The sequence below is a fragment of the Haemophilus haemolyticus genome, assembly GCF_003351405.1.
Lineage (GTDB): Bacteria > Pseudomonadota > Gammaproteobacteria > Enterobacterales > Pasteurellaceae > Haemophilus > Haemophilus haemolyticus_N.
Window position 1 is genome coordinate 1262369 of the sequence record NZ_CP031240.1, and the last position, 25750, is coordinate 1288118.

Sequence of the window (25750 nt, forward strand, 5' to 3'; positions counted from 1 at the left end):
GCCTAGGGTGTACCCTAGGCTATATTTTTTTATGCTTCTTCTGCTGGAAAAACAAATGGATTTAATCCGCTGCGTGCGAAACCTTTTTCTTCCATTTCAATATCTAAGAAAATAGAAGCCAAATCGTCGGCTACTGGCTCTACATGAGGATCTTTTTCTTGGAACATGATTTTTAAGTAACTTTCACAGCTACCACAGGTTTCGGCACGAATAAGTGCAAGTTCTTCATCTAACGACCACATTTCTAGTTTGTCGTGGCTATTACAGTTGGTGCATTGTGCGCGTACTAAATTCCATTCACTTTCACATAAATTACAATGTAAGTAGCGTAAACCTTGTGATGTACCAATTTGTACAATACTCGCGACCGGTAATGAGCCACAAACAGGGCAGTGATGGAGATTTTCGGCGTTTTCAACTTGGCTATTATGAGGAATTTGTTGGGCTGCTTGTAACCAATAAAGGGAAAGTGCGGCCCAAATAAAGATGGCTTTATCACTGCTGACTAAATTAAATTCTTGTGCTAAGAGCTTATTTGCCATTTCTTCTAATTCGGCAGAGGATGCTTTTTCAAGAAATTCAATCGTAGCAGAGACTTGCTCATTGGCCTTTGGTTTAATCTCATCAAGAATTTCAGTTAAGTATTCACGCCAGATGCTGTTTCTTTTAAAGGTTTTTGCATTTAGTGGCTCTATATCATTTAGCTGTTCAAACTGTTGTGGCGGTAAAGGATTTTTTTCTAACGTGGAAAGCTGGCTTTCAACAATATCTGCAGCAAATAATAAATAATCTGATAGAGGGTGATTTTGTGCTAAGTCTCTTAAACGTTTTGCTCTGCGTTGATAAAGATTTTTAGGATTGGCAAATAATACAGCAGGAGTCTGGAAGGAATTCGCTGCTTGTTTGATTTCTGATTCTGATAAGATTTTGATACTCATGTTCTTTTCTCACTTTCATAATAAAAAGTGCGGTCAATTTTAACCGCACCTTTTTCTTTTTCAAGATTTCAGCTTATTTGCCAAATCCTTTAAATAATACTTTGGTTTTGCCTTTTTTACCTGATTGCTCGTTGAGTAAATCTTTTTCAAGCTCAGGTAAAATTTCTTCGCGATACCATTTCGGGTGGTGTTTCTTCGCCCAACGAACGGTTACCCAACCTTCAACGATTCCTCGAATTGAACCTTTAATCCAGAATGCCATATACATATGCACTAAGATACCAGTGAATAACATAAATGCACTCAAAGAATGGAGCAGAATCGAGAAACGTAATACTGGGATTGAGAAGTAGTGCGAAAAATATTGACGCCACATAATGATGCCAGTTATTAATAGCGTTACCATCGCCAAGTTTAATGTCCAGAAGAGCATTTTTTGACCAAAGTTATATTTGCCATTATCAGCAACTGCGTGTTCATTCCCTTTAAGAACTTCAACGACACCTTTTGCCCAGCGAATATCGTTTTTCTCTGGAATATTGTGATCCCAGTACAATAATGCCAAGTAGATGAAGGCAAAGAACATTAAAATCCCAGTGAATGGGTGAATTGCACGCGCAATTTGTGGTGTACCTAAAATTTCTGTTAACCATGCGAAATCAGGGAAGAAAAACGCAACACCAGTGAACATTGTCATAAAGAAACAGATTACCAACATCCAGTGACTGATACGCGCTGGTGTTCTATGGCGGACGATTCGAGTATCGTTGTTGATCTCAATTTTACTCATTGTTTTCCCCCTTAGATGGTTTTTCTTCTTCAAATTCGTGGTGATGATCTTCCACATCTTCTTCAATATTAGGACCCACAGTTAAGTAGTGAGCGATTTCAGCTAATGCCAAGCCACCCATTGCAACTGCCGCTACTGGTTTCAATACATCTTTCCATAAGGTCACACTTAAATCAATTTGTGGATCTTTTGGAAGACCATTGTAAAGCTCTGGTTTATCCGCGTGATGTAACACATACATTACGTGTGTTCCGCCTACGCCTGGTGGATCGTAAAGCCCGGCATTTTCATAACCACGAGATTTTAAATCAGCTATGCGTTTTTCTGCGTAGAGTTTCATTTCTTCTTTAGAACCAAAACGAATAGCACCAGTTGGACAAGTTTTCACACATGCAGGCTCTTGACCTACAGAAACACGGTCCACGCAAAGGGTACATTTGTACACACGGTTGTCATCCGGATTCATACGTGGAATGTTGAATGGACAGCCAGCAATACAATAACCACACCCGATACATTTATCAGATTGAAAATCCACAATACCATTGGCGTATTGAATGATAGCACCTGGTGCAGGACAAGCCTTTAAACAACCAGGTTCTGCACAGTGCATACAGCCATCTTTACGGATTAACCATTCTAAACGATCGTTTTCTTCTACTTCGTTAAAGCGCATCACAGTCCATGCTTTAGCATTTAGATCTACAGGGTTATCGTAAATACCATGACACTGCGCATTTACATCAGAGCGGATGTCATTCCACTCTGAGCAGCCAACTTGGCAAGCTTTACAACCAATACATGCACTGACATCGATTAATTTTGCTACTTCAACTTTATGATCTCGCGCTTGTGGTGCAGGCGTTAAGCCTGAAGTTGCGGAGATTTTAATAACGTCTTGCGTTTGAACGCCTTGAGCAGTTCCAGCCATATTATGCCTCCCCAACTTTTTCAATATTTACCAAGAATGTTTTGTATTCTGGTGTTTGCGTGTTTGCCTCACCCCAAGATGGTGTTAAGGTATTAGTAGAGAATCCACGATTACCTTTTCCATTTAAGGCCTTCATATTCCAGTGAATTGGAAGACCTACATGGTGTACGGTACGTCCATCAATTTCGAGATCTTTAAGACGTTTCGTAACCACGGCAACAGCTTTAATATAACCACGACGAGAAGTAATTTTTACCATATCGCCTTTTTGGATGCCTTTTTCTGCTGCTAATTTTTCACCGATTTCCACAAATTGTTGTGGTTGTGCGATGATATTTAAGGCAGATTGCGCAGTCCAACTATGGAAGTGTTCCGTTAATCGGTAAGTTGTTGCCACGAATGGGAACTCTTTATTTGAACCGATAAATTCTTTATCTTCAGGATAAATACGTACTGTAGGATCACTTACCACTGCAGCGTGTAATGGGTTAGTATCTATTGGGCTTTCAACTGGCTCATAGTGTTCAGGCATTGGACCATTTGCAATTTTATCAACTGCAAATAAACGACCTACACCTTCAGCAGACATAATAAATGGTCCGGTATCAGAACCTGGTGGTTGTGTACCATAGTCTGCTACATCATGCCAGTTCCAGTTTTTACCATTCCATTTGATTAATTGGCGGTTTTTATCCCAAGGATTACCATTGATATCTAATGATGCACGGCTATAAAGTATGCGGCGGTTTGCAGGCCATGCAAAGCCCCAACCAATGGTGCAGCCTAAACCTGATGGATCTGAGTTATCACGATTTGCAGTTTGATTGCCTTTTTCAGTCCATTGACCAACATATAACCAGTTACCTGATGTTGTTGTCCCATCATCACGTAAATGTGCAAATCCATTGAGTAATTGACCTTTCTTGTACATCAAGTTGCCGTTTGGATCATAAAGATCTTCTAGCGCATAACCATTTAATTCTTTGGCTAATTCTACCGCACTTGGTGAGTGTGGTTGAGCATAATTCCAAGTCATTGCTTCAAATGATTCAATACCACGACCACCTTCTTTTTGGTAAAGATGATGCATTTCTTCACGAATCATAGAAAGAATTTCAACATCTGGTAATGCTTCACCTGGTTGATCGCAACCTTTCCAGTGCCATTGCACCCAACGTCCTGAGTTTACAATTGAACCATCTTCTTCAGCGAAACAGGTTGTTGGTAGGCGGAAGACTTCAGTTTGAATTTCTGAAGAATTCACATTGTTTGATTCACCAAAGTTTTTCCAGAATTCAGAGGATTCAGTTTGAAGCGGATCCATCACGATTAAGAATTTTAACTTACTCATTCCTGCAACAGTTTTGTTTTTGTTCGGTAATGAGTTTAACACGTTAAAGCCTTGTAAAATCCAACCGTGTAATTTGCCTTCATTCATCAATTTAACGTGAGTAATCGGGTCATATAAGCGATCTGCTTTTGGTAAGAAATCAAAACCCCAACCATTTTCTTTGGTTGCTTTATCACCATAGAAGGTTTTCATCATACTAACAAAGAATTTTGAAGTATTACGATAATAGTTTACTTGGTTTGGAACAATATCTTTTGGTGTAATCGCGTTAATGTATTGCTCATAAGAGGTATCTTTATCGTTTGGTAAACGCATATAACCTGGTAAAGACATTGGCAATAAGCCCATATCTGTTGTACCTTGTACATTGGAGTGACCACGTAATGCATTAATACCACCACCAGGCATACCCATATTACCTAAAAGTAATTGGATCATCGCCATAGAACGAATATTTTGTGTACCGATTGAATGCTCGGTAAAGCCTAACGCATATAGATGCGTCATCGTTTTATTTGGGGCAGAGGTTTTACCAATTTCTTCACAGATTTGTAAGAAGAGTTTTTGTTTTACACCTGTAATGCGTTCAACCATTTCTGGGGTATAACGTGAAACATGATCTTTTAAGATATTAATGACACAACGAGGGTGTTGTAAGGTCATATCACGTTTAGCCTGTCCGTTTTCATCAAACTGATAGTTCCATTTAGATTTATCGTAGTTACGTTTTTCTTCGTTGTAACCTACAAATAAACCATCCTCAAATTTGAAACCTTCATCAATTAAGAATGAGGCATTAGTATAGTGTTTAACGTATTCGTGTTGAATTTGGTTTGTTTCCAATAGGTAACGGATGACACCCATTAAAAATGCGATATCTGAACCAGAACGAATTGGCGCATGTAAATCTGCAACAGAGGCTGTACGGTTAAAGCGTGGATCGATAACGATAAGTTTAGCACCGTTTTTCTTTGCTTCAATTGCCCAACGGAAGCCAACAGGGTGAGCTTCTGCAGGGTTACCGCCTTGAACAATGATAAGGTTGGCATTTTTAATATCAACCCAGTTATTTGTCATCGCACCGCGACCAAATGATGGAGCAAGACTTGCTACCGTTGGTCCGTGTCAAGTATTCGCTTGGTTACACATCGGTACCATACCCAACATCCGCACCCATTTATGAGTCAGTAGTGCGGCTTCGTTGCTTATGGCTGATGCAGTCATAATACCTGTAGTTGTCCAACGGTTCACGGTTTTGCCACTTGCATCTTTTTCAACGAAGTTAGCATCACGATCGTCTTTCAGTAAGCGAGCAATGCGTTTAATTGCATCTTGCCAAGAAATTCGTTCCCATTTATCAGAGCCTGGTGCGCGATATTCAGGATATAAACAGCGACTTTCGCTATTTACGTAATCAAGGGCGCCAGCACCTTTAGGACAGAGAGCGCCACGGCTAACTGGATGATCTGGATCGCCTTCAAGGTGAAACAGTTTTGAACGAGTATTGGTGCCAGTGTGGCTGCTTAACGTATCGTAAGGTTTGCCTGTGCTGTATAACAACATACCGCAGCTTACGGCACAATATGTACAAGTGTTACGAGATTCAAATGCGCGTAATAATTTGTATTCACGCGGCGCGGCTAACGCACTTGCTGGAGCAAAGCCCAACATCGCAGCCGATGTTCCCGCCATACCACCTGCACAGACCTTAAAGAATTTTCTTCTTGAGATCTGCATAATCACTCCTTTCAACAACAAGTTGTTGAGATGTTTAGATAGTAATAAATTCGTCTAGTGTAACTAGATAATTTGGTTGATTTCGTTAAAATAACGTTACTCAACATCGCAAATTGGTTCAAAAGTAGGCCAATTTATGGGCGACTAGAATAACGATTTTTTAACGATAAATCCATAATCAAATGGCATTATAACGCAGAAAAATTATGATCTAGATCATAATTTTATAAAAATATTAACATTTTTTTTACATTTTAGTAATGGGTAGGTAAAGAATGGATTGGGTGATTAAACAAACGATTAACTTTTTTAAAAGAAATAAAAGTATAGAAAATTCAACCGCACTTTTACAATCAAAAGAAGATTTTCTAGCTGTCGAAATGCCAGTTTCATTAGTTTATAACGGTATTTCTCATGCGGTTATGATGTGTTCACCGAAAGATTTAGAGGTATTTGCTTTGGGCTTTTCTCTCACAGAAGGCATTATTGAAAAAACTTCGGATATTTACGGTATCGATGTTGTGGAAGTTTGCAATGGTATTGAAGTGCAAATTGAACTGTCTAGCCGAAAATTTATGGCATTAAAAGAGCATCGTCGTAATCTTACAGGACGTACTGGGTGTGGCATTTGTGGCACGGAGCAGCTTAATCAGGTATATAAAAACTTTCCAAAATTAGACCGCACTTTTAAGTTTGATTTGAATTTGCTCGATGGCTGTTTGTCAGATCTTCATAAAAATCAACGATTAGGTCAGCAAACAGGTTCGACTCATGCTTGTGGTTTTTTTGATTTAGAAGGTAATATGCTTGCTATTTTTGAAGATGTGGGTCGTCATGTTGCTCTTGATAAATTACTTGGTTGGCATGCAAAATCAGGCAAGCCTAATGGCATTATTGTCGCTTCGAGTCGTGCAAGTTATGAAATGGTTCAAAAAACTATTTCTTGTGGGGTTGAAATGTTAGTGACGATTTCTGGAGCAACTAATCTTGCCGTGAAAATGGCTGAAGCACATCATTTGACTTTGATTGGTTTTGCAAGAGAAGGTAAAGGGAATGTCTATAGTGGAGATGAACGAATTAATAGTTGATATCTGAAGTAACTCTATACATACGAGATATTTTTTCTATTTATTTGTAATCCAACTAGCCAGCGCGATAAAAATAGCAAAGATGCAAAACCAAATTATGTGGAGTTTTGTACTTTTACGATTGATTTCAGCATTGTGCAATCGACGTCTTTCTAATTGTTGTTTATAAGTTTCTAAATCTGCTTGTTTGAAAGAAAAACCACAATTAGGGCAGTTTTCTGCATTTTCACTAATCTTTTTTCTGCATTCAGGACATCGAGTTAAGGCCATCTTTTTCTCTATAATTATAAAATTACTTATTTATTAGTATTCTAATAGAATTCTTCATTTTTACAAATGTGATGTAAGTCACAAATCCATAAAATTTCTTAAATTCAATTTTTGATTTTAAACAATTTGAAATAGAATACCGCGGCTTGTTTAGGGCATCTACTAAATACTTTCTTTTATCTTTTGAGGAGCCTTTCTATGTTATGGTTTTTCTTTTGTGTAGCCATTTTGATTCTTGGTTACTTTGTTTATGGAAAAATTATCGAAAAAATCTTTGTGATTAATCCACAACGTCAGACCCCTGCTTATCAGGTTAATGATGGCGTGGATTATATGCCAATGTCAAAAACAAAAATTTGGTTAATTCAATTATTAAACATTGCTGGAACTGGCCCTATTTTTGGTCCAATTCTTGGTGCTTTATACGGACCGGTGGCAATGCTTTGGATTGTAATCGGTTGTATTTTTGCCGGTGCAGTACATGACTATTTCTGTGGTATGTTGAGTATCCGTCATGGCGGTGCAACTATGCCACATTTAGCTGGTAAATTCTTAGGTCGCCCTGTAAAAGTATTTATTAACACATTAGCACTTGTACTTTTATTATTAGTAGGTGTTGTGTTTGTATCAAGCCCAGCTCAATTAATGGGTACGATTACCATGGACTTATTGGGCGCATCTCAAGGTGCGTTACAATTAGGTGATGCTGAAGCTGTTCATCATGCAGTTGAAGCTGGTGGTATCAAAGTATGGGGTATGGATAAAGCAACGGTTGTTGCAATTTGGACCATTATTATTTTTGCTTACTATATTCTTGCGACTTTATTGCCGATCGACAAAATTATCGGTCGAATCTATCCGCTCTTTGGCGCGTTGTTGCTATTTATGTCTGTGGGTATGGTGTATGGCTTAGTTTCTGCACACTTTAGTGCTGTTGATCCTATTGAGTTCTTCCGTACTATCAATGCAGATGGTCAAGGTTTAACTTTAGAGAAATTTACACAAAACTTCCAAGTGAAGGGTGATGTTCCAATTTGGCCATTATTGTTCTTAACTATTTCTTGTGGTGCATTATCTGGTTTCCATGCAACTCAAACTCCTTTAATGGCGCGTTGTGCTGAAAATGAAAAAGAAGGTCGTTTTATCTTTTACGGTGCAATGATTGCTGAAGGTGTAATTGCATTAATCTGGTGTATGGTTGGTCTTGCATTCTATGAAAACCCACAGGCATTACAAGATGCAATTGCTGCGGGTTCACCATCTAAAGTTGTATATGATAGTTCATTACACTTCTTAGGTTTTATCGGTGGTATCTTTGCTGTGTTAGGTGTAGTGGTTTTACCTATTACTTCTGGCGATACCGCATTCCGTGCAGCTCGTTTACAATTAGCGGAAATTTTCCATATCGACCAACGTTCATTACCTAAACGTTTATTAATTGCTGTACCACTATTCGTATTGGGCTATTTTGTGTCAACCATTGACTTTAGCGTATTATGGCGTTATTTCACTTGGGCAAACCAAATGACAGCAATGGTAATGTTATGGACTGCAGCAGCATACTTATATCGCTACCATAAATTCCACTGGGTTGCGTCTATTCCGGCTTGGTTTATTACAACAATATGTGCAACTTACTTGTTCTACAACAAAATCGGTTTCGGTTTAGATTATCAACTTTCAGTTTATCTTGGTTTTGCAACAACAATTGTTTGTATCGTGTTATTCTTCGCTATGCTTAAGCCATTAGGCGAGCGCGATGAAGAAGCGTATGTGAATAATTAATTCATAAAATCTCATTTTATAAAACCGTTTGAATTGATGTTCGAACGGTTTTTTATCTATGATTTTTATGTTTCTTTATATTTCCTCACATTCCTTTACATTCCTTTACATTTCTTTACATTTCTTTTCTTGTTTTGAAGAGTAAATGATAGGAAAATCCAAAAACTTTTATAACCTAGGATTTTAATCTATGAGAACATTTGACAAGCAAGCAAGCAAGCAAGCAAGCAAGCAAGCAAGCAAGCAAGCAAGCAAGCAAGCAAGCAAGCAAGCAAGCAAGCCATAAATCATCTCTCTTTTCTCCAAACAATCAATGGGTAGAGAGTATGAACAAAAATCTATTTTTCTCCCCTTTCTTTATCATGTTTGGAGCTATTCTATGAATCATATTTTTCGCGTTATTTGGAATACATCTATTCAATCTTGGTCAGTTGTATCAGAATTATCTAGAGCACATAAAAAACAAAGCGTATCAAATCCACAATCAAGTGCGGTGAATTTATCTGGAGTTTTTAAATTATCGGCAATTGCCCTTTCTTTTTTTACGGCTTCCAGTGTTTATGCGGCAGTTTCTGATAATGATTTTACTGCTTTACAAGGTCGTGTTGCAGCATTAGAAAACCAACATACATCTCTTAATGATGCTGTGACAGCGATTAACAATAAGTTAAATGCTACATCGGTAGCTATTGGCGAAAGTGCCGTAGCATCAGGCAATCATACAACCGTGGTGGGTGCAGGTGCGAAGGCAGTAGAGGATAATTCGGTAGCTATTGGTAAAAGTGTCGTAGCATCAGGCATTAATGCAACAGCCATGGGGACAGAAGCTAAGGCGGCAGGCGCAGGTTCGGTTGCGATTGGTAAAGACGCAACTGCAGATAAAATTCCAACTGCTGGTGACGTGCTTGGGACTCCTGGTTCTGAAAGTGCCATTGCCATTGGTAATGGGGCAAAAGCGCAAAATGATAGAGCAATTGCCATTGGTAAGAGTACAGTGGCAACTGGACAAAGTTCGATTGCTTTTGGTGAAAACGCTAAAGCGGAGGGAATGCAGAATGTGGCGATTGGTTTTAATAGTGAAGCGACAAGGGCATTTGGAGTTGCAATTGGCGTAGATGCTAAAAGTAATGCGACTAATGGATTGGCTTTGGGATATGATTCAAAAGTAACTGGTCTTGCGGGTACAGCGATTTCAAATCACGCAAAATCAGAGGGAGACTATTCTGTTGCTATCGGTGATGATGCAGAATCTAAAGGAAGGGAATCTTTAGCCTTAGGTTCAAGCGCAAAATCAGAGGGAAATCACTCTTTTGCTGCCGGTGCAAGGGCAGATGCCAAGGCAGCTGCTGCGACAGCTATCGGTTTACGTGCAGAAGTAATGGATGAAAAGTCTATAAGTTCGGTAGTTATTGGCACAGATTCTAAGATTACTAATTCACGATCGAGTGTCGCTATTGGGCAGAGTGCAGAAAATACTTCCTCTTCATATAGCGTGGCATTAGGGGAATCTGCACTTAATACAGCTTCAAACCTAGGTGTAGCCATTGGTTCTGAAGCAAAAAATGACACATCTGTACGTGGTACAGCTATAGGTTTTCAAGCGAATACAAAAGGACAAGATACGATTGCTTTTGGTACGCAAGCAACTAGTAGTGCTGATCGTGCAGTGTCTATTGGTATTAAGTCTATTGCAAAAGCAAGAGATAGTTATGCAATTGGTACGCAAGCGTCCAGCTTATCTAGCGAAGCGGTGGTCATTGGCAATCGTGCTGCAATTAATGAAAAAGCAGCTAACTCTATTGCTATTGGTTCTGGCGCATATATAGGTGTTCAAAATGCTACATCTGAAGTGGGTAATACACCTGCAAAAGTGTCTCAACCTTTAGAACGAATCACCAAAGATAACAATGAAATTTCTGTTATTACACAGGCTGAATCTCACAAATATGATTGGTCTATGGCAATTGGCCACGATTCACGTGCGTATGGCTACCAAACGTTAGCATTAGGTAATAATGCAGAAGCCTATGATACGAACAGTACAGCAATTGGTATGGGGTCCAGTGCAAAAGGTCATTTTTCCAACGCATTAGGTTATTTGGCAAAAACAGAGGGTAAGTATGCTACAGCGATAGGTTATAACTCTGTAGCTGCTGCAGAATCTGCCACAGCAGTGGGCACACGTGCCGTAAGTAATTTGAAAGGTGCCGTTGCTCTAGGTAGTGATTCTCGTACTTCTGTAGATAAAAACGTATTTGGTTATGATACGGTGGAAAATGCTAATAAGACATTAGAGAATCTGTTGAGTGCTGAGGAAAAAGAAAAATATAATAGATTACTAGATGAAATTAGGGAACTTGAGACAGAGCGTACCACATTAGAAAATAATTTGATTGCTTACATTACTGATGCAGCTAATGATCCTGAAGGTAAAACAGATGAGCAGAAAGACGCTATAAAAACTGAGAAAGCACGTTTAGGCGCATTAGTTACAGCAAAACAAGAAGAAATCAAAACGAAACAAACCGAAGCCAACAATATGGTGAAAGTGTGGCGTTCGACAGGGGCAGCCGTATCTGTGGGTGATGTGGGAACAGGATTAACACGTCAAATTACGAATGTAGCCGCTGGTACAGAAGATACAGATGCAGTGAATGTGGCGCAGTTGAAATCCTTAGCTGTAGCAGGTATTCAATTTTCTGCCAATGATTATAATGATCAAGATTCTAGCGATGCGATGAAAGCTAAGATCATTAAAACACAGATCGGTGGTATTTTACCTATTCAAGGTAAATCAAGTACAGTGTATGGTTCAGTAAATGCTCCTACTACTGCATATTCATCAGATAATTTAATTACATTTAATGATAGCGGTACATTGCGTATAGGTATGTTAAAAGCACCGACTTTCTCTAGCATTAAATTAGGTGATACAAATTCAAAAGTATTAAACGTTGATAATGGAAAATTAAAGTTTGATGGAAATGAAGTTGTAACTACAAATAATTTTGAAACTATTTTTAATGGATTATATGAATTCAAAAATGGGCTGAAGACTACAACAGAAAATAATAAAACAATTGTTAGTTTAGATAAAGATAGTCTTAAAAATGATCCTTCTTTTAAAGGCGAAAAAGGTGAAGATGGCAAATCTGCATACGAAGTATGGAAAGCGCAAGCAGGTAATGAAAATAAATCAGAAACTGATTTCACTAAGGCGATAAAAGGCGAAAAAGGTGATAAAGGTGAAGATGGCAAATCTGCATACGAAGTATGGAAAGCGCAAGCAGGTAATGAAAATAAATCAGAAACTGATTTCACTAAGGCGATAAAAGGCGAAAAAGGTGAAGATGGTAAATCTGCATACGAAGTATGGAAAGCGCAAGCAGGTAATGAAAATAAATCAGAAACTGATTTCACTAAGGCGATAAAAGGCGAAAAAGGTGATAAAGGTGAAGATGGCAAATCTGCATACGAAGTATGGAAAGCGCAAGCAGGTAATGAAAATAAATCAGAAACTGATTTCACTAAGGCGATAAAAGGCGAAAAAGGTGATAAAGGTGAAGATGGCAAATCTGCATACGAAGTATGGAAAGCTCAAGTAGGTAATGAAAATAAATCAGAAACTGATTTCACTAAGGCGATAAAAGGCGAAAAAGGTGATAAAGGTGAAGATGGCAAATCTGCATACGAAGTATGGAAAGCGCAAGCAGGTAATGAAAATAAATCAGAAACTGATTTCACTAAGGCGATAAAAGGCGAAAAAGGTGATAAAGGTGAAGATGGCAAATCTGCATACGAAGTATGGAAAGCGCAAGCAGGTAATGAAAATAAATCAGAAACTGATTTCACTAAGGCGATAAAAGGCGAAAAAGGTGATAAAGGTGAAGATGGCAAATCTGCATACGAAGTATGGAAAGCGCAAGCAGGTAATGAAAATAAATCAGAAACTGATTTCACTAAGGCGATAAAAGGCGAAAAAGGTGATAAAGGTGAAGATGGCAAATCTGCATACGAAGTATGGAAAGCGCAAGCAGGTAATGAAAATAAATCAGAAACTGATTTCACTAAGGCGATAAAAGGCGAAAAAGGTGATAAAGGTGAAGATGGCAAATCTGCATACGAAGTATGGAAAGCGCAAGCAGGTAATGAAAATAAATCAGAAACTGATTTCACTAAGGCGATAAAAGGCGAAAAAGGTGATAAAGGTGAAGATGGCAAATCTGCATACGAAGTATGGAAAGCGCAAGCAGGTAATGAAAATAAATCAGAAACTGATTTCACTAAGGCGATAAAAGGCGAAAAAGGTGATAAAGGTGAAGATGGCAAATCTGCATACGAAGTATGGAAAGCTCAAGTAGGTAATGAAAATAAATCAGAAACTGATTTCACTAAGGCGATAAAAGGCGAAAAAGGTGATAAAGGTGAAGATGGCAAATCTGCATACGAAGTATGGAAAGCGCAAGCAGGTAATGAAAATAAATCAGAAACTGATTTCACTAAGGCGATAAAAGGCGAAAAAGGTGATAAAGGTGAAGATGGCAAATCTGCATACGAAGTATGGAAAGCGCAAGCAGGTAATGAAAATAAATCAGAAACTGATTTCACTAAGGCGATAAAAGGCGAAAAAGGTGATAAAGGTGATAATGGAAAATCTGCGTACGAACTATGGAAAGAAATACCAGGTAATGAAAACAAATCAGTACAAGAGTTTGCTGATTCCTTAAAAGGTACAAATGGCAAAGATGGTAAATCAGTTAAAGCAACTGTAATGGATAACAGCGATGGTACTCATACGCTTGAAGTTACTAATAGTGATAATACCAAAACTAGTACGAAGATTAAGGACGGTAAAAACGGTAAATCTGCTTATGAGATCTGGAGAGACAATGGCAACACTGGCAAAACAGAACAACAATTTGTAGATAGTCTTAATGCTAACACGAAGTTAAAAGAGCGTGTTAATACCATTGAGAACACTGTACATAACCATAGCCGTGAAATCCAGCAAAACCGTAATGCAATTGCGCAAGTTAATCGTGATATGCAAAAAATGAATAAAGAATTGCGTGCAGGTATTGCGGGTGCGATTGCAATTGGTAGTTTGTATCAAAATACCATTCCAGGTAAAGAAACGATTTCTGCTGGTCTTGGTTCTTTTAAAGGACAAAATGCCGTTGCAGTAGGGTATTCTCGTTTATCTGATAATGGACGGGTTGGTATGAAAGCTAATCTTTCTATTAACTCAAGCGGAGATGCTGGAGCAGGGGCAAGTATTGGTTATACTTGGTAATACACTTTAATTCTATAAAAAAATCTAGCCTGTGAATGAAAATTCACAGGCTATTTTTTATTCTCTAAGATAACTCTTGATCTTATTAAATCTTCTTCTATTAATTGCTTGCAACTTAATCAAACAAATTATAAACTTACGTAGATGTGGAGAAAAGTGGTGTTTTGTGGAGATTTTTAGGAAAATTTCTCAAAATAAGTTTAATTTTGAAGGCGTAATATGTTTCGTGGTGCAACAGCGGTTAATTTAGATTCTAAGGGACGCGTAGCGATCCCAACCCGCTATCGCTCTGAAATTCTTGAAAAGAATCAAGGGCAAATGGTTTGTACTGTAGATATTCGTCAACCTTGTCTTTTACTTTATCCCCTTGATGAATGGGAAAAAATCGAACAAAAACTTCTCGCACTTTCTAACTTTGATCCTACCCAACGCCGTTTGCAACGAGTAATGCTTGGTCACGCCACTGAATGTGAGATGGATGCTCAGGGCCGTATCTTGCTTAGTGGGCCATTACGCCAACATGCAAAATTAGAAAAAGGTTTAATGTTGGTGGGACAACTTAATAAATTTGAAATTTGGAGTGCTATAGAATGGCATGCCCAAATTGAAGAAGATATGGAAATTGGTTCAAGTGCAGACTTTGCGTCTGAGGCTTTGAAAGATTTCTCATTATAGAAAATGATTCACCGTTTTTTACTTTTATATTGTATTTATGGATACCGAAAATTCCTTTTCTTCACCTGAACATGTCACAGTTTTACTTCACGAAGCCGTGAATGGCTTGGCATTGAAGGAAAATGGAATTTATATTGACGGAACTTTTGGCCGTGGTGGTCATTCTCGCTTAATCCTTTCTAAATTATCTTCAAATGGTCGTCTCATTGGAATTGACCGAGATCCCAGAGCCATTGCTGAAGCTCAAAAAATTCAAGACCCACGTTTTCAGATTGAACACAACAGCTTTTCCCATATTCCTGAAATTTGTGAAAAATTAATTTTGGTTGGCAAAATTGACGGCATTTTACTTGATCTTGGCGTGTCATCCCCACAGCTTGATGAAGCTGAACGTGGATTTAGTTTTATGAAAGATGGCCCACTTGATATGCGTATGGACACGACTCAAGGTTTATCAGCGGAAGAATGGTTAAAACAAGTATCGGTTGAGGATTTAACTTGGGTTTTGAAAACTTTTGGCGAAGAGCGTTTCGCTAAACGTATTGCCACCGCTATTGTTGATTACAACAAAAGTGCGGCTAAAAATGGCACCGAATTTTTATCGCGTACTAGTCAATTAGCTGAACTTATTTCACAAGCGGTACCTTTCAAAGATAAACATAAACATCCTGCGACTCGCAGTTTCCAAGCTATTCGTATTTTCATCAATGCAGAATTAGATGAATTGGAAAGTGTACTCAATTCTGCTTTAGACATGTTAGCACCAGAAGGGCGTTTATCAATTATTAGTTTCCATTCTTTAGAAGATAGAATGGTAAAACATTTTATGAAAAAACAAAGTAAAGGTGAGGATATCCCTAAAGGTTTGCCATTGCGAGAAGACCAAATTCAACGTAATCAAAAATTAAAAACTATTGGTAAAGCAATTCAACCAAGTGATGCAGAAATTCAAGCAAATCCTCGTTCAAGAAGTGCAGTATTGCGTGTGGCGGAGAGAATTTAGTGATGTCTGAAAATAATAAACCTCGTTATCCGTTACAGCAGATTTTAGTTGAAGATTTGTTTTCTTCAAATAAGCTAATTGTTTTCTTATTAATAGCAATTTTGGTATCAGCAATGGGCGCTATTTGGGTGACGCATAAAACACGTCAGTTAATTTCTGAAAATGGTGCACTTATTTTACAAAGGCAAGCGCTTGAAAATGAATATCGAAATTTACAGGTGCAGGAAGCGACTGAAGGGGATAGTACAAGAGTAGAATCTATTGCTGTAGGTACTTTAAAAATGAAACCTTTAACGACAGAACAAGAAGTTGAGATTAGAGAATAATAGGTAAAAAGATGGTTAAATTCAATTCTTCTCGTAAATCAAATAAGTCTAAAAAAACAATTAGAAAATTAACCGCACCTGAAGCCGTGAAACATAACAAACCGAAAATGGTGTTTGATAAATGTTTTATGCGTGTTCGTTATTGGGTTTCTGCTTTTTGTATTTTGGCCGGTTTATGTGCTTTAGTCGCTCGTGCGGCTTATGTGCAGTCTGTTGATTCGAGTACCTTATCTGGAGAGGCTGATAAACGTTCTTTGCGTAAAGATGAAGTGTTATCTGTGCGTGGTTCAATTTTAGATCGTAATGGTCAGCTTTTATCTGTAAGTGTACCGATGAATGCGGTGGTTGCAGATCCGAAAACCATGTTAAAAGAAAATGCACTTGAGGATAAAGAGCGGATTACTGCTTTGGCCCAAGAATTGGGTATGAGCGAAAATGATTTGGTGAAAAAAATCGAGAAGAACTCCAAATCCGGTTATTTATATTTGGCCCGTCAAGTAGAATCTAATAAAGCAGACTATATTCGTAAACTTAAGATTAAAGGTATTAATTTAGAAACTGAACATCGTCGTTTTTATCCTCGCGTAGAAGAAGCTGCGCATGTGGTGGGTTATACCGATATTGATGGAAATGGTATTGAGGGCATTGAGAAAAGCTTTAATTCTATGCTTGTGGGTAAAGATGGTTCACGTACTGTTCGTAAAGATAAACGCGGAAATATCGTTGAACATATTGCGGATGAGAAAAAATATGATGCGCAAGATGTCACTTTAAGTATCGATGAAAAATTGCAATCCATGGTATATCGTGAGATTAAAAAGGCAGTGTCTGACAATAATGCTGAGTCTGGTACTGCTGTGTTAGTTGATGTTCGAACTGGTGAAGTATTGGCTATGGCTACTGCACCATCTTACAATCCAAACAACCGTGTTGGTGTGAAATCCGAGTTAATGCGTAACCGAGCAATCACCGATACGTTTGAGCCTGGTTCTACTGTAAAACCTTTCGTAGTTTTAACCGCACTTCAACGTGGAGTAGTGCGCCGTGATGAAATCATCAACACGGGATCATTCACAGTGAGTGGCAAAGAAATTGTGGACGTTGCACCTCGCGCACAACAAACTTTAGATGAGATTTTAATTAATTCTAGTAACCGTGGTGTGAGTCGCCTTGCATTGCGTATGCCACCTAGTGCATTGATGGAAACTTATCAAAATGCAGGTTTAAGTAAACCGACAGATTTAGGCTTGATTGGTGAACAAGTTGGGATTTTGAATGCAAACCGTAAACGCTGGGCAGATATTGAACGTGCAACAGTCGCTTATGGTTATGGTATTACTGCGACACCTTTACAAATCGCTAGAGCATATGCAACCCTTGGTAGTTTTGGGGTGTATCGCCCGCTTTCTATCACTAAAGTTGATCCGCCAGTCATTGGAAAACGTGTTTTCTCTGAAAAAATAACTAAAGATATCGTAGGGATTTTAGAGAAAGTAGCAATCAAAAATAAACGCGCAATGGTGGAAGGCTACCGTGTTGGTGTGAAAACTGGTACGGCACGTAAGATTGAAAATGGACATTATGTAAATAAATATGTGGCATTTACTGCGGGTATTGCACCGATTAGTGACCCTCGTTATGCATTAGTGATTTTGATTAATGATCCAAAAGCCGGTGAATATTATGGTGGTGCAGTCTCTGCGCCAGTATTCTCTAGCATTATGGGCTATGCTTTGCGTGCAAATGCTATTCCACAAGATGCTGAACCCGTTGAAAAAACAGCAACTAAAAGCGCAAAACGTATCGTATATGTTAGTGATCACAAGAATCAAAAAGTGAATTAAGGAAAAATTATGAAAAAACTCACCGCACTTTTTAATTTGCCTGAATTAATGAATGATATAGAACTCCATAATATGGTGTTGGATAGCCGTAAAGTTAAAGCTGGAGATCTTTTTGTGGCGATAAAAGGTCATCAGGTCGATGGAAATCAATTTATTGATTCTGCTATTCATTCTGGTGCGAGTGCGGTGGTGTCTGAGACAGAATTATCTAGCGAGCATTTAACTGTAACGTTTATCGGGAATGTGCCAGTAGTTAAATATTATCAACTTGCACGTCATCTTTCGTCTTTGGCGGATATTTTCTATGATTCGCCTTCTAAAAAATTAACGCTTGTTGGCGTAACAGGGACAAATGGCAAAACCACTATTTCTCAATTATTAGCGCAATGGGCGGAATTATTAGGTCATCGTGCTGCTGTGATGGGAACTATAGGTAATGGACTTTTAGGTCAAGTTGTAGAAGCTAAAAATACAACTGGCTCAGCAGTGGAAATTCAATCATCACTTTTTAGTTTTAAGCAAGCAGGTGCAGATTTTGCCTCTATTGAAGTTTCATCGCATGGTTTGGCACAACATCGCGTGGAGGCGCTGCGTTTTAAAGCTGGAATTTTTACGAACTTAACGCGTGATCATCTAGATTATCACCAGACTATGGAAAATTATGCTTCCGCCAAAAAACGCTTGTTCACCGAATTAGATACGCAAATTAAAGTGATTAACGCTGATGATGAGATTGGATGCCAATGGTTAAGTGAATTGCCTGATGCTATTGCGGTAAGTACGAGGGCTGATTTTCAACCAAACTCACATCAATGGATGAAGGCAACAAATATCCACTATCATGCTAAAGGCGCAGATATTACTTTTGAATCTAGCTGGGGTAATGGCGTATTGCATAGTCCGTTAATCGGTGCTTTCAATGTAAGCAATTTGTTATTAGTGATGACTACGTTATTATCATTTGGTTACCCATTAGGAAATTTACTTGCTACGGCGAAATCTTTGAAAGGAGTATGTGGAAGAATGGAAATGATTCAATATCCAAATAAACCAACAGTTATTGTAGATTATGCGCATACACCTGACGCATTAGAAAAAGCCTTGATGGCAGCGCGTGAACATTGCCAAGGTGAGTTATGGTGTATTTTTGGCTGTGGTGGAGACCGCGATAGAGGTAAACGCCCATTGATGGCACAAGTCGCAGAGCAGTTTGCAGAAAAGGTTATCGTAACAAAAGATAATCCTAGAACAGAATCACAAAGCCAAATTGAATCAGATATTGTTGCCGGCTTTAAAAATATGGATAAAGTAGGCATTATTCCTGATCGCGAACAGGCCATTCAGTTTGCGATTGAAAGTGCGGTTGAAAATGATGTGATTTTAATTGCTGGTAAAGGCCATGAAAATTATCAAATTATTGGCACTGAAATCGTGCATTTTTCAGACCAAGAAATTGCACATGATTTTTTAAAATAATAACAATTAAATTATGATTAAACTCTCTACTGAACAATTGGCACAGATTCTTCAAGCTAAATTAATTGGCGGTAAAAATGTGCAAGTTGAAGAAATTAATACAGATACCCGAAAAAGCGTATCAAATAGTTTATTTTTTGCGTTGAAAGGTGAAAAGTTTGATGCTCACCAATATCTTGAGCAAGCGGTAGCACAAGGTGTGGTAGCCGTTGTTGTTCAGCAAGAAAATTCTTCCATTTCTGTTCCACAACTTGTGGTTAAGGATACTCGAATTGCTTTGGGCGAACTTGCAAAATGGTTACGCGAGAAAATTAATCCACGTACTGTTGCTATGACAGGGTCTTCTGGTAAAACCACGGTAAAAGAAATGACGGCGAGTATTTTGCAACATACTGCTGGCGATTCAGACGCGGTACTTTTTACCAATGGTAATTTTAATAACGATATTGGTGTGCCTTTAACCCTTCTTCGCTTAACAGAAAAACATCGTTTCGCCGTAATCGAACTTGGTGCAAATCATCAAGGTGAAATTGATTACACCACAAAATTAGCTCAACCTGATGCCGCATTGATTAATAATATTGCGCCCGCGCATTTAGAGGGCTTTGGTTCTTTAGAGGGCGTTGCACAAGCTAAAGGTGAGATTTATAGTGGTTTAACATCGAATGGTGTGGCGATTATTAATGCAGAACATAACCATTTAGATTGTTGGCAAAAAGAAATCGGTGAACATGAAATTCAATATTTCAACGGTAAAGATTATTCTGCAAAAGATATTCATCATACTGATCAAGGTTCCACTTTTACGCTTATTTCCCCACAAGGTGAAATTGAAATTAACTTGCCTTATCTTGGTAAACATAATGTAAAAAATGCCTTGGCTGCCACCGCACTTGCCATGAATGTTGGCGCCACTCTTACGGATGTAAAAGCTGGATTAGAACAATGTTCACAAGTGAAAGGACGTTTATTCCCAATTCAAGTAACGCCTAATTTATTGTTGTTAGATGATACTTATAACGCAAATAAAGATTCTCTCTGTGCTGCCATTGATGTCCTAAAAAGTTATGATGCTTTCCGTATTTTGTGTATCGGTGATATGAAAGAGTTAGGCAAAAACTCTCTCTCTATTCACCGTGAAGTAGGACAACATGCCAACTCGGCAAATTTAGATTTAGTTTGTTCTTATGGCAACGAAAGTGCGGTTATTTCTGAGGCTGTTTCGGGTAAGCATTTTACTGATAAGGTGGAGATGGTTGATTTTCTTGTGCCATTAATTGAAACCCAATTACAACAAAACAAAAAAGTCGTGGTGCTAGGAAAAGGCTCGCGCTCAATGAAAATGGAAGATGTGATTTATTCATTAAAGGATAAAATTAAATGTTAGTCTGGCTTGCTGAATATCTTGTTCGTTATGAAACCGCGTTTAATGCGATTTCTTATATTACCGTCCGTGCAATTCTTGCATTATTAACCGCACTTTTTATCTCACTTTGGATTGGTCCAAAAGTGATCAAACGTTTACAGATCTTAAAATTTGGCCAAGAAGTGCGAAATGATGGTCCTGAAAGTCACTTTGCAAAAAAAGGCACCCCTACTATGGGCGGTGTGATGATTTTATTCTCTATTGGCGTAAGTACGTTATTATGGGCAAATCTCGCGAATCCTTATATTTGGGTTTGCTTATTTGTATTATTTGGGTATGGTGCAATTGGTTTTGTGGATGATTTCCGTAAAATTACCCGTAAAAATACAGATGGTTTAATTGCTCGTTGGAAATATTTTTGGATGTCTGTTGTGGCATTAGTGGCAATCCTTTGGCTTTATTGGCTTGGCCACGATACCGATGCAACCCGTTTAGTGATTCCATTCTTTAAAGACATTATGCCTCAATTAGGTTTGTTCTATATTGTGTTGTCTTACTTTGTGATTGTTGGAACGGGTAATGCGGTGAATTTAACAGATGGTTTGGATGGATTGGCGATTATGCCAACAGCGCTTGTTGCAGGCGCATTTGCATTAATTGCTTGGGCAACAGGTAACGTGAATTTTGCAGAATACTTACACATCCCATACATTAAATATAGTTCTGAGGTGGTTGTATTTTGTACCGCCATCGTTGGTGCAGGGTTAGGATTCTTGTGGTTCAATACTTATCCCGCACAAGTCTTTATGGGCGATGTAGGTTCCCTTGCGTTAGGCGGAGCACTTGGTGTAGTAGCGATTCTTGTTCGTCAGGAATTTTTGCTTGTGATAATGGGCGGGGTATTTGTTGTTGAAGCGCTCTCTGTTATTTTGCAAGTGGGCTCTTATAAGTTACGCAAGCAACGCATTTTTAGAATGGCACCGATTCACCACCATTTTGAATTGAAGGGATGGCCAGAGCCAAGAGTGATTATTCGGTTTTGGATTATTTCCTTAATGTTAGTGTTGATGGGATTGGTAACCTTGAAGTTGCGTTAATGAATATAGCTAGGCTCGCTCTTTCAGTTTTTGAAAGGGCGACCTTTTTTACGTTAGTAAAGGAAATTTATATTTCCATCGATAATATAATTTTAAAATTTATAGCAATTAAGAAGAAAGAAAATGAACACCTATCAAAACAAAAATATTACTATCATCGGGCTTGGCAAAACAGGTCTTTCTTGCGTGGATTATCTCTTATCCCAACAGGCTAATATTCGTGTGATTGATACCCGAAAAAATCCTACTGGTGTTGATAAACTTCCTCAAAATATCCCTCTTCATACTGGTAGTTTAAATCAGGAATGGTTACTTGAAAGCGATATGATTGTTATTAGCCCAGGGCTTGCGGTAAAAACAACTGAAATTCAAACCGCACTTAAAGCTGGCGTAGAAGTAATCGGTGATATTGAATTATTCTGCAGAGCGGTGACGAAGCCAATTGTTGGGATTACCGGTTCAAATGGAAAAAGTACCGTGACTACTTTAGTTTATGAAATGGCGAAAGCTGCTGGCGTGAAAGTTGGTATGGGCGGTAATATTGGAATTCCAGCTTTGTCATTGTTGAATGAAGATTGTGAACTTTATGTACTAGAGCTGTCTAGTTTTCAGCTTGAAACAATTTACAGCTTAAAAGCTGCGGTTGCAACGGTCTTGAACGTGACTGAAGATCATATGGATCGCTATGTGGATTTAGACGATTATCGCCAAGCAAAATTACGCATTTATCATAATGCTGAGGTCGGAGTTTTAAATAATGAGGATAAGCTGACTTTTGGTGAAGGTGAAAATCAAGCGAAACAAACCGTTTCTTTTGCGGAAAATACAGCAGATTATTGGCTGAAAACGGAAAACGGCAAGCAATACTTAATGGCAAAAGATGAAGTGATTTTGCCTTGTGAAGAAGCAACATTAGTCGGTCGCCATAATTATATGAATATTTTGGCGGCAACGGCATTGGCACAAGCTGTCGGTATTAATTTAGATTCAATTCGTACCGCACTTCGTCATTTCAAAGGGTTAGATCATCGTTTTCAATTAGCACATCAAGCTAATGGCATTCGTTGGATTAATGACTCTAAAGCAACAAATGTAGGGAGTACAGTTGCCGCATTAGCAGGCCTTTATGTTGAGGGTAAATTACATTTGTTGTTAGGTGGTGATGGAAAAGGGGCTGATTTTTCAGAATTAGCTGACTTAATTAATCAACCACACATTATTTGTTATTGTTTTGGTCGAGATTGTGCACAACTCGCTAAGCTTTCATCGCAAAGTTATTTGTTCGATACAATGGAGCAAGCGATAGAATTTTTACGCCCAACATTGCAAATCGGAGATATGGTATTATTGTCGCCAGCTTGTGCAAGCCTCGATCAGTTTGCCTCTTTTGAAAAGCGCGGTGAAGAATTTACTCGTTTAGCTCAATATTCAGCCTAATTTAGTCATTAATAAAAATAAGATGGAATTTTTACAAAACATCAAAAAAAATTACGATGAATGGACACGCATCACACCTCAAGGTTTGTTGTATGATCGTGCGCTATTTTGGTTATTTGTTATTTTGCTTTTAATTGGTTTAGTTTCAGTTACATCTGCATCTATTCCCTATAGCTCTCGTTTATTTAATGATCCTTTTTACTTTGCAAAACGAGATGCTTTTTATGTATTTCTTTCTTTAGCGACTTGTTATGCCATGTTGTATATTCCAACTGAAAAGTTGGAAAAATGGAATGTAAATATTTTCTGGGCAGCCGTAGCTTTATTGATAGCCGTATTATTTATCGGTACATCAGTAAATGGTGCTAAGCGTTGGATTTCATTGGGTATTTTGAATTTTCAGCCAGCTGAATTTGCGAAGCTGGCACTGACTTGTTTCTTGGCTAGCTATTTTACTCGTCGTTATGATGAGGTAAGAGGTAGAAAATTTAGTGCGATAAAACCCTTTATTGTGATGGGCGTAATGGGGATGTTCCTATTAGTTCAGCCTGATATGGGAAGTACAGTTGTACTGTTTGTTATTACTTTCGGTATGCTATTTATCGTTGGTGCGCACTTTTTCCAATTTATTTTGCTTGGTGCAACAGGTGTAATTCTTGGTGCTTGGTTAATCATCTCTGCTTCTTATCGTTTAAAACGTTTCACTGGTTTTTTAGATCCATTTAAAGACCCTTATGGTACAGGCTTCCAATTAACGAATTCTCTTATGGCATTTGGTCGTGGTGAAATAACGGGTGAAGGGTTAGGTAATTCAATTCAAAAACTAGATTATTTACCTGAAGCGCATACTGACTTTATTATGGCGATTATTGGTGAAGAGTTTGGTTTTATAGGCATTTTAATTGTTGTTATTTTGCTCGGTTTGCTTGTGTTTAGAGCGTTGAAGATCGGAAAAGAATCTTTAATGTTAGAACAGCGTTTTAGAGGATTTTTAGCTTTAGGCATTGGCTTTTGGATTTTCTTCCAAGGCTTTGTTAATTTAGGTATGGCTCTAGGAATGTTGCCGACTAAAGGTTTAACCTTTCCACTCGTCAGTTATGGTGGTTCGAGTATTATCATTATGTCGGCGACTATTGGCATTTTATTACGTATTGATCACGAAAACCGTTTACTTCGCGCAGGTCAAGCACGCCTACGCGATGATTAGAGATAAAGAAGATGAAAAATAAAAAATTATTAGTGATGGCTGGTGGAACTGGCGGTCATGTTTTTCCCGCGATAGCGGTGGCCCAATTTTTACAAAAACAAGGATGGGATATTTGCTGGTTGGGTACCAAAGATCGAATGGAGGCTCACCTTGTACCAAAACATGGAATCCCAATTAGATTTATCCAAATTTCGGGTTTGCGTGGCAAAGGTATAAAAGCTTTATTAAGCGCTCCTTTTGCGATTTTCCGTGCTGTGTTGCAGGCAAAAAAAATTATTCAAGAAGAAAAGCCTGACGCTGTACTTGGAATGGGGGGGTATGTTTCAGGTCCTGGCGGTATTGCTGCAAAACTTTGTGGTGTACCGATAATTTTGCATGAACAAAATGCGATAGCGGGTTTAACGAATAAATGGTTAGCTAAAATTGCTACTCGCGTATTGCAAGCATTTCCAACTGCTTTTCCTAATGCAGAAGTTGTTGGTAATCCAGTTCGAGAAGATTTATTTAAGATGCCATATCCTGAAGTTCGTTTTGCGGAGCGTGAGGAAAAATTACGTGTTTTAGTGGTTGGTGGTAGCCAAGGCGCTAGAGTGCTTAATCATACTTTACCTAAAGTAGTAGCTCAGCTTACAGATAAATTAGACATTCGTCATCAAGTAGGTAAAGGTGCTGTAGAAGAAGTTACCAAACTTTATGGCGAGAATTCAGAACAAGTTAAAATAACAGAATTTATTGATAATATGGCTGAGGCTTATGCTTGGGCTGATGTGATACTTTGCCGTTCTGGTGCATTAACTGTATGTGAAATTGCGGCAGTTGGCGCTGCAGCTATTTTTGTACCTTTCCAACATAAAGATCGTCAACAATATTTAAATGCGAAATATTTGGCTGATGTGGGAGCAGCAAAGATTATAGAACAGGCAGATTTAACGCCTGAAATTCTAGTGAATTATTTAAAAAACTTCACTCGTGAAAATTTATTACAAATGGCTGAGAAAGCGAAAGCAATGTCGACACCTTTCTCTGCACAGCGAGTTGCTGAGGTTATTATAGAAAATTCAAACTAATTGATATTCCAAAGAATAAGAAAAACATTGCGATTTTCAACCGCACTTTTAGAATAGGCACCAATATTT

General features: G+C 38.3%; 18 protein-coding genes and 1 pseudogene. 14 read left to right on the forward strand and 5 right to left on the reverse strand.

Annotated features, from left to right (window positions below; genetic code table 11):
- Positions 1 to 29: 29 nt before the first annotated feature.
- From fdhE to fdnG, 4 genes are all read right to left on the reverse strand, one after another.
- Complete coding sequence (gene fdhE / locus DV427_RS06365; RefSeq protein ID WP_114891698.1) at positions 30 to 938, reverse strand: formate dehydrogenase accessory protein FdhE; 909 nt, start codon at positions 936 to 938, stop codon at positions 30 to 32.
- A gap of 73 nt (positions 939 to 1011) precedes the next feature.
- Positions 1012 to 1728, reverse strand: coding sequence for a formate dehydrogenase subunit gamma (locus tag DV427_RS06370; RefSeq protein ID WP_005637629.1), 717 nt, complete (start codon positions 1726 to 1728; stop codon positions 1012 to 1014).
- The gene (fdxH, locus tag DV427_RS06375) at positions 1721 to 2659 is read right to left on the reverse strand and encodes a formate dehydrogenase subunit beta (RefSeq protein WP_005643539.1); all 939 of its coding nucleotides are present in this window, start codon (positions 2657 to 2659) and stop codon (positions 1721 to 1723) included. The genes DV427_RS06370 and fdxH overlap by 8 nt, the downstream gene beginning before the upstream one ends.
- 1 nt (position 2660) lies before the next feature.
- Positions 2661 to 5747 carry a formate dehydrogenase-N subunit alpha gene (gene fdnG, locus DV427_RS06380; RefSeq protein ID WP_162790274.1) on the reverse strand — a complete coding sequence of 1029 codons (3087 nt, stop codon included), beginning with the start codon at positions 5745 to 5747 and terminating at the stop codon, positions 2661 to 2663.
- A gap of 275 nt (positions 5748 to 6022) precedes the next feature.
- Between fdnG and fdhD the strand changes: the two genes are divergently transcribed.
- Complete coding sequence (fdhD, locus tag DV427_RS06390; protein WP_114891701.1) at positions 6023 to 6835, forward strand: formate dehydrogenase accessory sulfurtransferase FdhD; 813 nt, start codon at positions 6023 to 6025, stop codon at positions 6833 to 6835.
- Positions 6836 to 6871: 36 nt separating this feature from the next.
- Here fdhD and DV427_RS06395 read toward each other — a convergent pair whose 3' ends face one another.
- Positions 6872 to 7105: a zinc ribbon domain-containing protein gene (locus DV427_RS06395; RefSeq protein WP_114891702.1), complete on the reverse strand. Its 234-nt coding sequence runs from the start codon at positions 7103 to 7105 to the stop codon at positions 6872 to 6874.
- Positions 7106 to 7303: 198 nt separating this feature from the next.
- Here DV427_RS06395 and DV427_RS06400 point away from each other — a divergent pair, with 198 nt between their 5' ends.
- From DV427_RS06400 to murG, 13 genes and pseudogenes are all read left to right on the forward strand, one after another.
- Entirely contained in the window at positions 7304 to 8890 is a 1587-nt protein-coding gene (locus DV427_RS06400) for a carbon starvation CstA family protein (RefSeq protein ID WP_114891703.1), read from the forward strand.
- A 204-nt stretch (positions 8891 to 9094) separates the two neighbouring features.
- Positions 9095 to 9211 (forward strand): annotated as a pseudogene (locus DV427_RS09685) (hemagglutinin); the annotation flags it as partial.
- A gap of 58 nt (positions 9212 to 9269) precedes the next feature.
- Entirely contained in the window at positions 9270 to 14183 is a 4914-nt protein-coding gene (locus tag DV427_RS06405; RefSeq protein WP_162790275.1) for a YadA-like family protein, read from the forward strand.
- Between the two features lie 219 nt (positions 14184 to 14402).
- Complete coding sequence (mraZ, locus tag DV427_RS06410; protein WP_114891705.1) at positions 14403 to 14858, forward strand: division/cell wall cluster transcriptional repressor MraZ; 456 nt, start codon at positions 14403 to 14405, stop codon at positions 14856 to 14858.
- Between the two features lie 37 nt (positions 14859 to 14895).
- Positions 14896 to 15861, forward strand: coding sequence for a 16S rRNA (cytosine(1402)-N(4))-methyltransferase RsmH (gene rsmH, locus DV427_RS06415; RefSeq protein ID WP_114891706.1), 966 nt, complete (start codon positions 14896 to 14898; stop codon positions 15859 to 15861).
- 2 nt (positions 15862 to 15863) lie between these two features.
- On the forward strand, positions 15864 to 16187 hold the full coding sequence (gene ftsL, locus DV427_RS06420) for a cell division protein FtsL (protein WP_048954129.1): 324 nt from the start codon (positions 15864 to 15866) through the stop codon (positions 16185 to 16187).
- 11 nt (positions 16188 to 16198) lie between these two features.
- Positions 16199 to 18031: a penicillin-binding transpeptidase domain-containing protein gene (locus DV427_RS06425; protein WP_114891707.1), complete on the forward strand. Its 1833-nt coding sequence runs from the start codon at positions 16199 to 16201 to the stop codon at positions 18029 to 18031.
- Between the two features lie 9 nt (positions 18032 to 18040).
- Entirely contained in the window at positions 18041 to 19507 is a 1467-nt protein-coding gene (murE, locus tag DV427_RS06430) for a UDP-N-acetylmuramoyl-L-alanyl-D-glutamate--2,6-diaminopimelate ligase (RefSeq protein ID WP_114891708.1), read from the forward strand.
- Positions 19508 to 19520: 13 nt separating this feature from the next.
- Positions 19521 to 20894 (forward strand): UDP-N-acetylmuramoyl-tripeptide--D-alanyl-D-alanine ligase, encoded by a 1374-nt coding sequence (gene murF, locus DV427_RS06435; RefSeq protein WP_114891709.1) that lies wholly within the window; start codon positions 19521 to 19523, stop codon positions 20892 to 20894.
- Positions 20888 to 21970 (forward strand): phospho-N-acetylmuramoyl-pentapeptide-transferase, encoded by a 1083-nt coding sequence (gene mraY / locus DV427_RS06440; protein ID WP_005630348.1) that lies wholly within the window; start codon positions 20888 to 20890, stop codon positions 21968 to 21970. The genes murF and mraY overlap by 7 nt, the downstream gene beginning before the upstream one ends.
- A 123-nt stretch (positions 21971 to 22093) precedes the next feature.
- Entirely contained in the window at positions 22094 to 23407 is a 1314-nt protein-coding gene (gene murD / locus DV427_RS06445; protein WP_114891710.1) for a UDP-N-acetylmuramoyl-L-alanine--D-glutamate ligase, read from the forward strand.
- Between the two features lie 22 nt (positions 23408 to 23429).
- The gene (gene ftsW / locus DV427_RS06450; protein WP_005630352.1) at positions 23430 to 24614 is read left to right on the forward strand and encodes a putative lipid II flippase FtsW; all 1185 of its coding nucleotides are present in this window, start codon (positions 23430 to 23432) and stop codon (positions 24612 to 24614) included.
- 11 nt (positions 24615 to 24625) lie between these two features.
- Positions 24626 to 25681 carry an undecaprenyldiphospho-muramoylpentapeptide beta-N-acetylglucosaminyltransferase gene (gene murG / locus DV427_RS06455; protein WP_114891711.1) on the forward strand — a complete coding sequence of 352 codons (1056 nt, stop codon included), beginning with the start codon at positions 24626 to 24628 and terminating at the stop codon, positions 25679 to 25681.
- Positions 25682 to 25750 lie beyond the last annotated feature (69 nt).

Bases quoted from the DNA above. Each gene is read 5' to 3' on its own strand.
- ftsL (WP_048954129.1), top strand. From the start codon at position 15,864: ATGTCTGAAAATAATAAACCTCGTTATCCGTTACAGCAGATTTTAGTT.
- fdhD (WP_114891701.1), top strand. From the start codon at position 6,023: ATGGATTGGGTGATTAAACAAACGATTAACTTTTTTAAAAGAAATAAA.
- murF (WP_114891709.1), top strand. From the start codon at position 19,521: ATGATTAAACTCTCTACTGAACAATTGGCACAGATTCTTCAAGCTAAA.
- DV427_RS06425 (WP_114891707.1), top strand. From the start codon at position 16,199: ATGGTTAAATTCAATTCTTCTCGTAAATCAAATAAGTCTAAAAAAACA.
- murD (WP_114891710.1), top strand. From the start codon at position 22,094: ATGAACACCTATCAAAACAAAAATATTACTATCATCGGGCTTGGCAAA.
- rsmH (WP_114891706.1), top strand. From the start codon at position 14,896: ATGGATACCGAAAATTCCTTTTCTTCACCTGAACATGTCACAGTTTTA.
- mraZ (WP_114891705.1), top strand. From the start codon at position 14,403: ATGTTTCGTGGTGCAACAGCGGTTAATTTAGATTCTAAGGGACGCGTA.
- fdhE (WP_114891698.1), bottom strand. From the start codon at position 938: ATGAGTATCAAAATCTTATCAGAATCAGAAATCAAACAAGCAGCGAAT.
- DV427_RS06405 (WP_162790275.1), top strand. From the start codon at position 9,270: ATGAATCATATTTTTCGCGTTATTTGGAATACATCTATTCAATCTTGG.
- murG (WP_114891711.1), top strand. From the start codon at position 24,626: ATGAAAAATAAAAAATTATTAGTGATGGCTGGTGGAACTGGCGGTCAT.
- murE (WP_114891708.1), top strand. From the start codon at position 18,041: ATGAAAAAACTCACCGCACTTTTTAATTTGCCTGAATTAATGAATGAT.
- DV427_RS06395 (WP_114891702.1), bottom strand. From the start codon at position 7,105: ATGGCCTTAACTCGATGTCCTGAATGCAGAAAAAAGATTAGTGAAAAT.
- DV427_RS06370 (WP_005637629.1), bottom strand. From the start codon at position 1,728: ATGAGTAAAATTGAGATCAACAACGATACTCGAATCGTCCGCCATAGA.
- DV427_RS06400 (WP_114891703.1), top strand. From the start codon at position 7,304: ATGTTATGGTTTTTCTTTTGTGTAGCCATTTTGATTCTTGGTTACTTT.
- mraY (WP_005630348.1), top strand. From the start codon at position 20,888: ATGTTAGTCTGGCTTGCTGAATATCTTGTTCGTTATGAAACCGCGTTT.
- ftsW (WP_005630352.1), top strand. From the start codon at position 23,430: ATGGAATTTTTACAAAACATCAAAAAAAATTACGATGAATGGACACGC.
- fdxH (WP_005643539.1), bottom strand. From the start codon at position 2,659: ATGGCTGGAACTGCTCAAGGCGTTCAAACGCAAGACGTTATTAAAATC.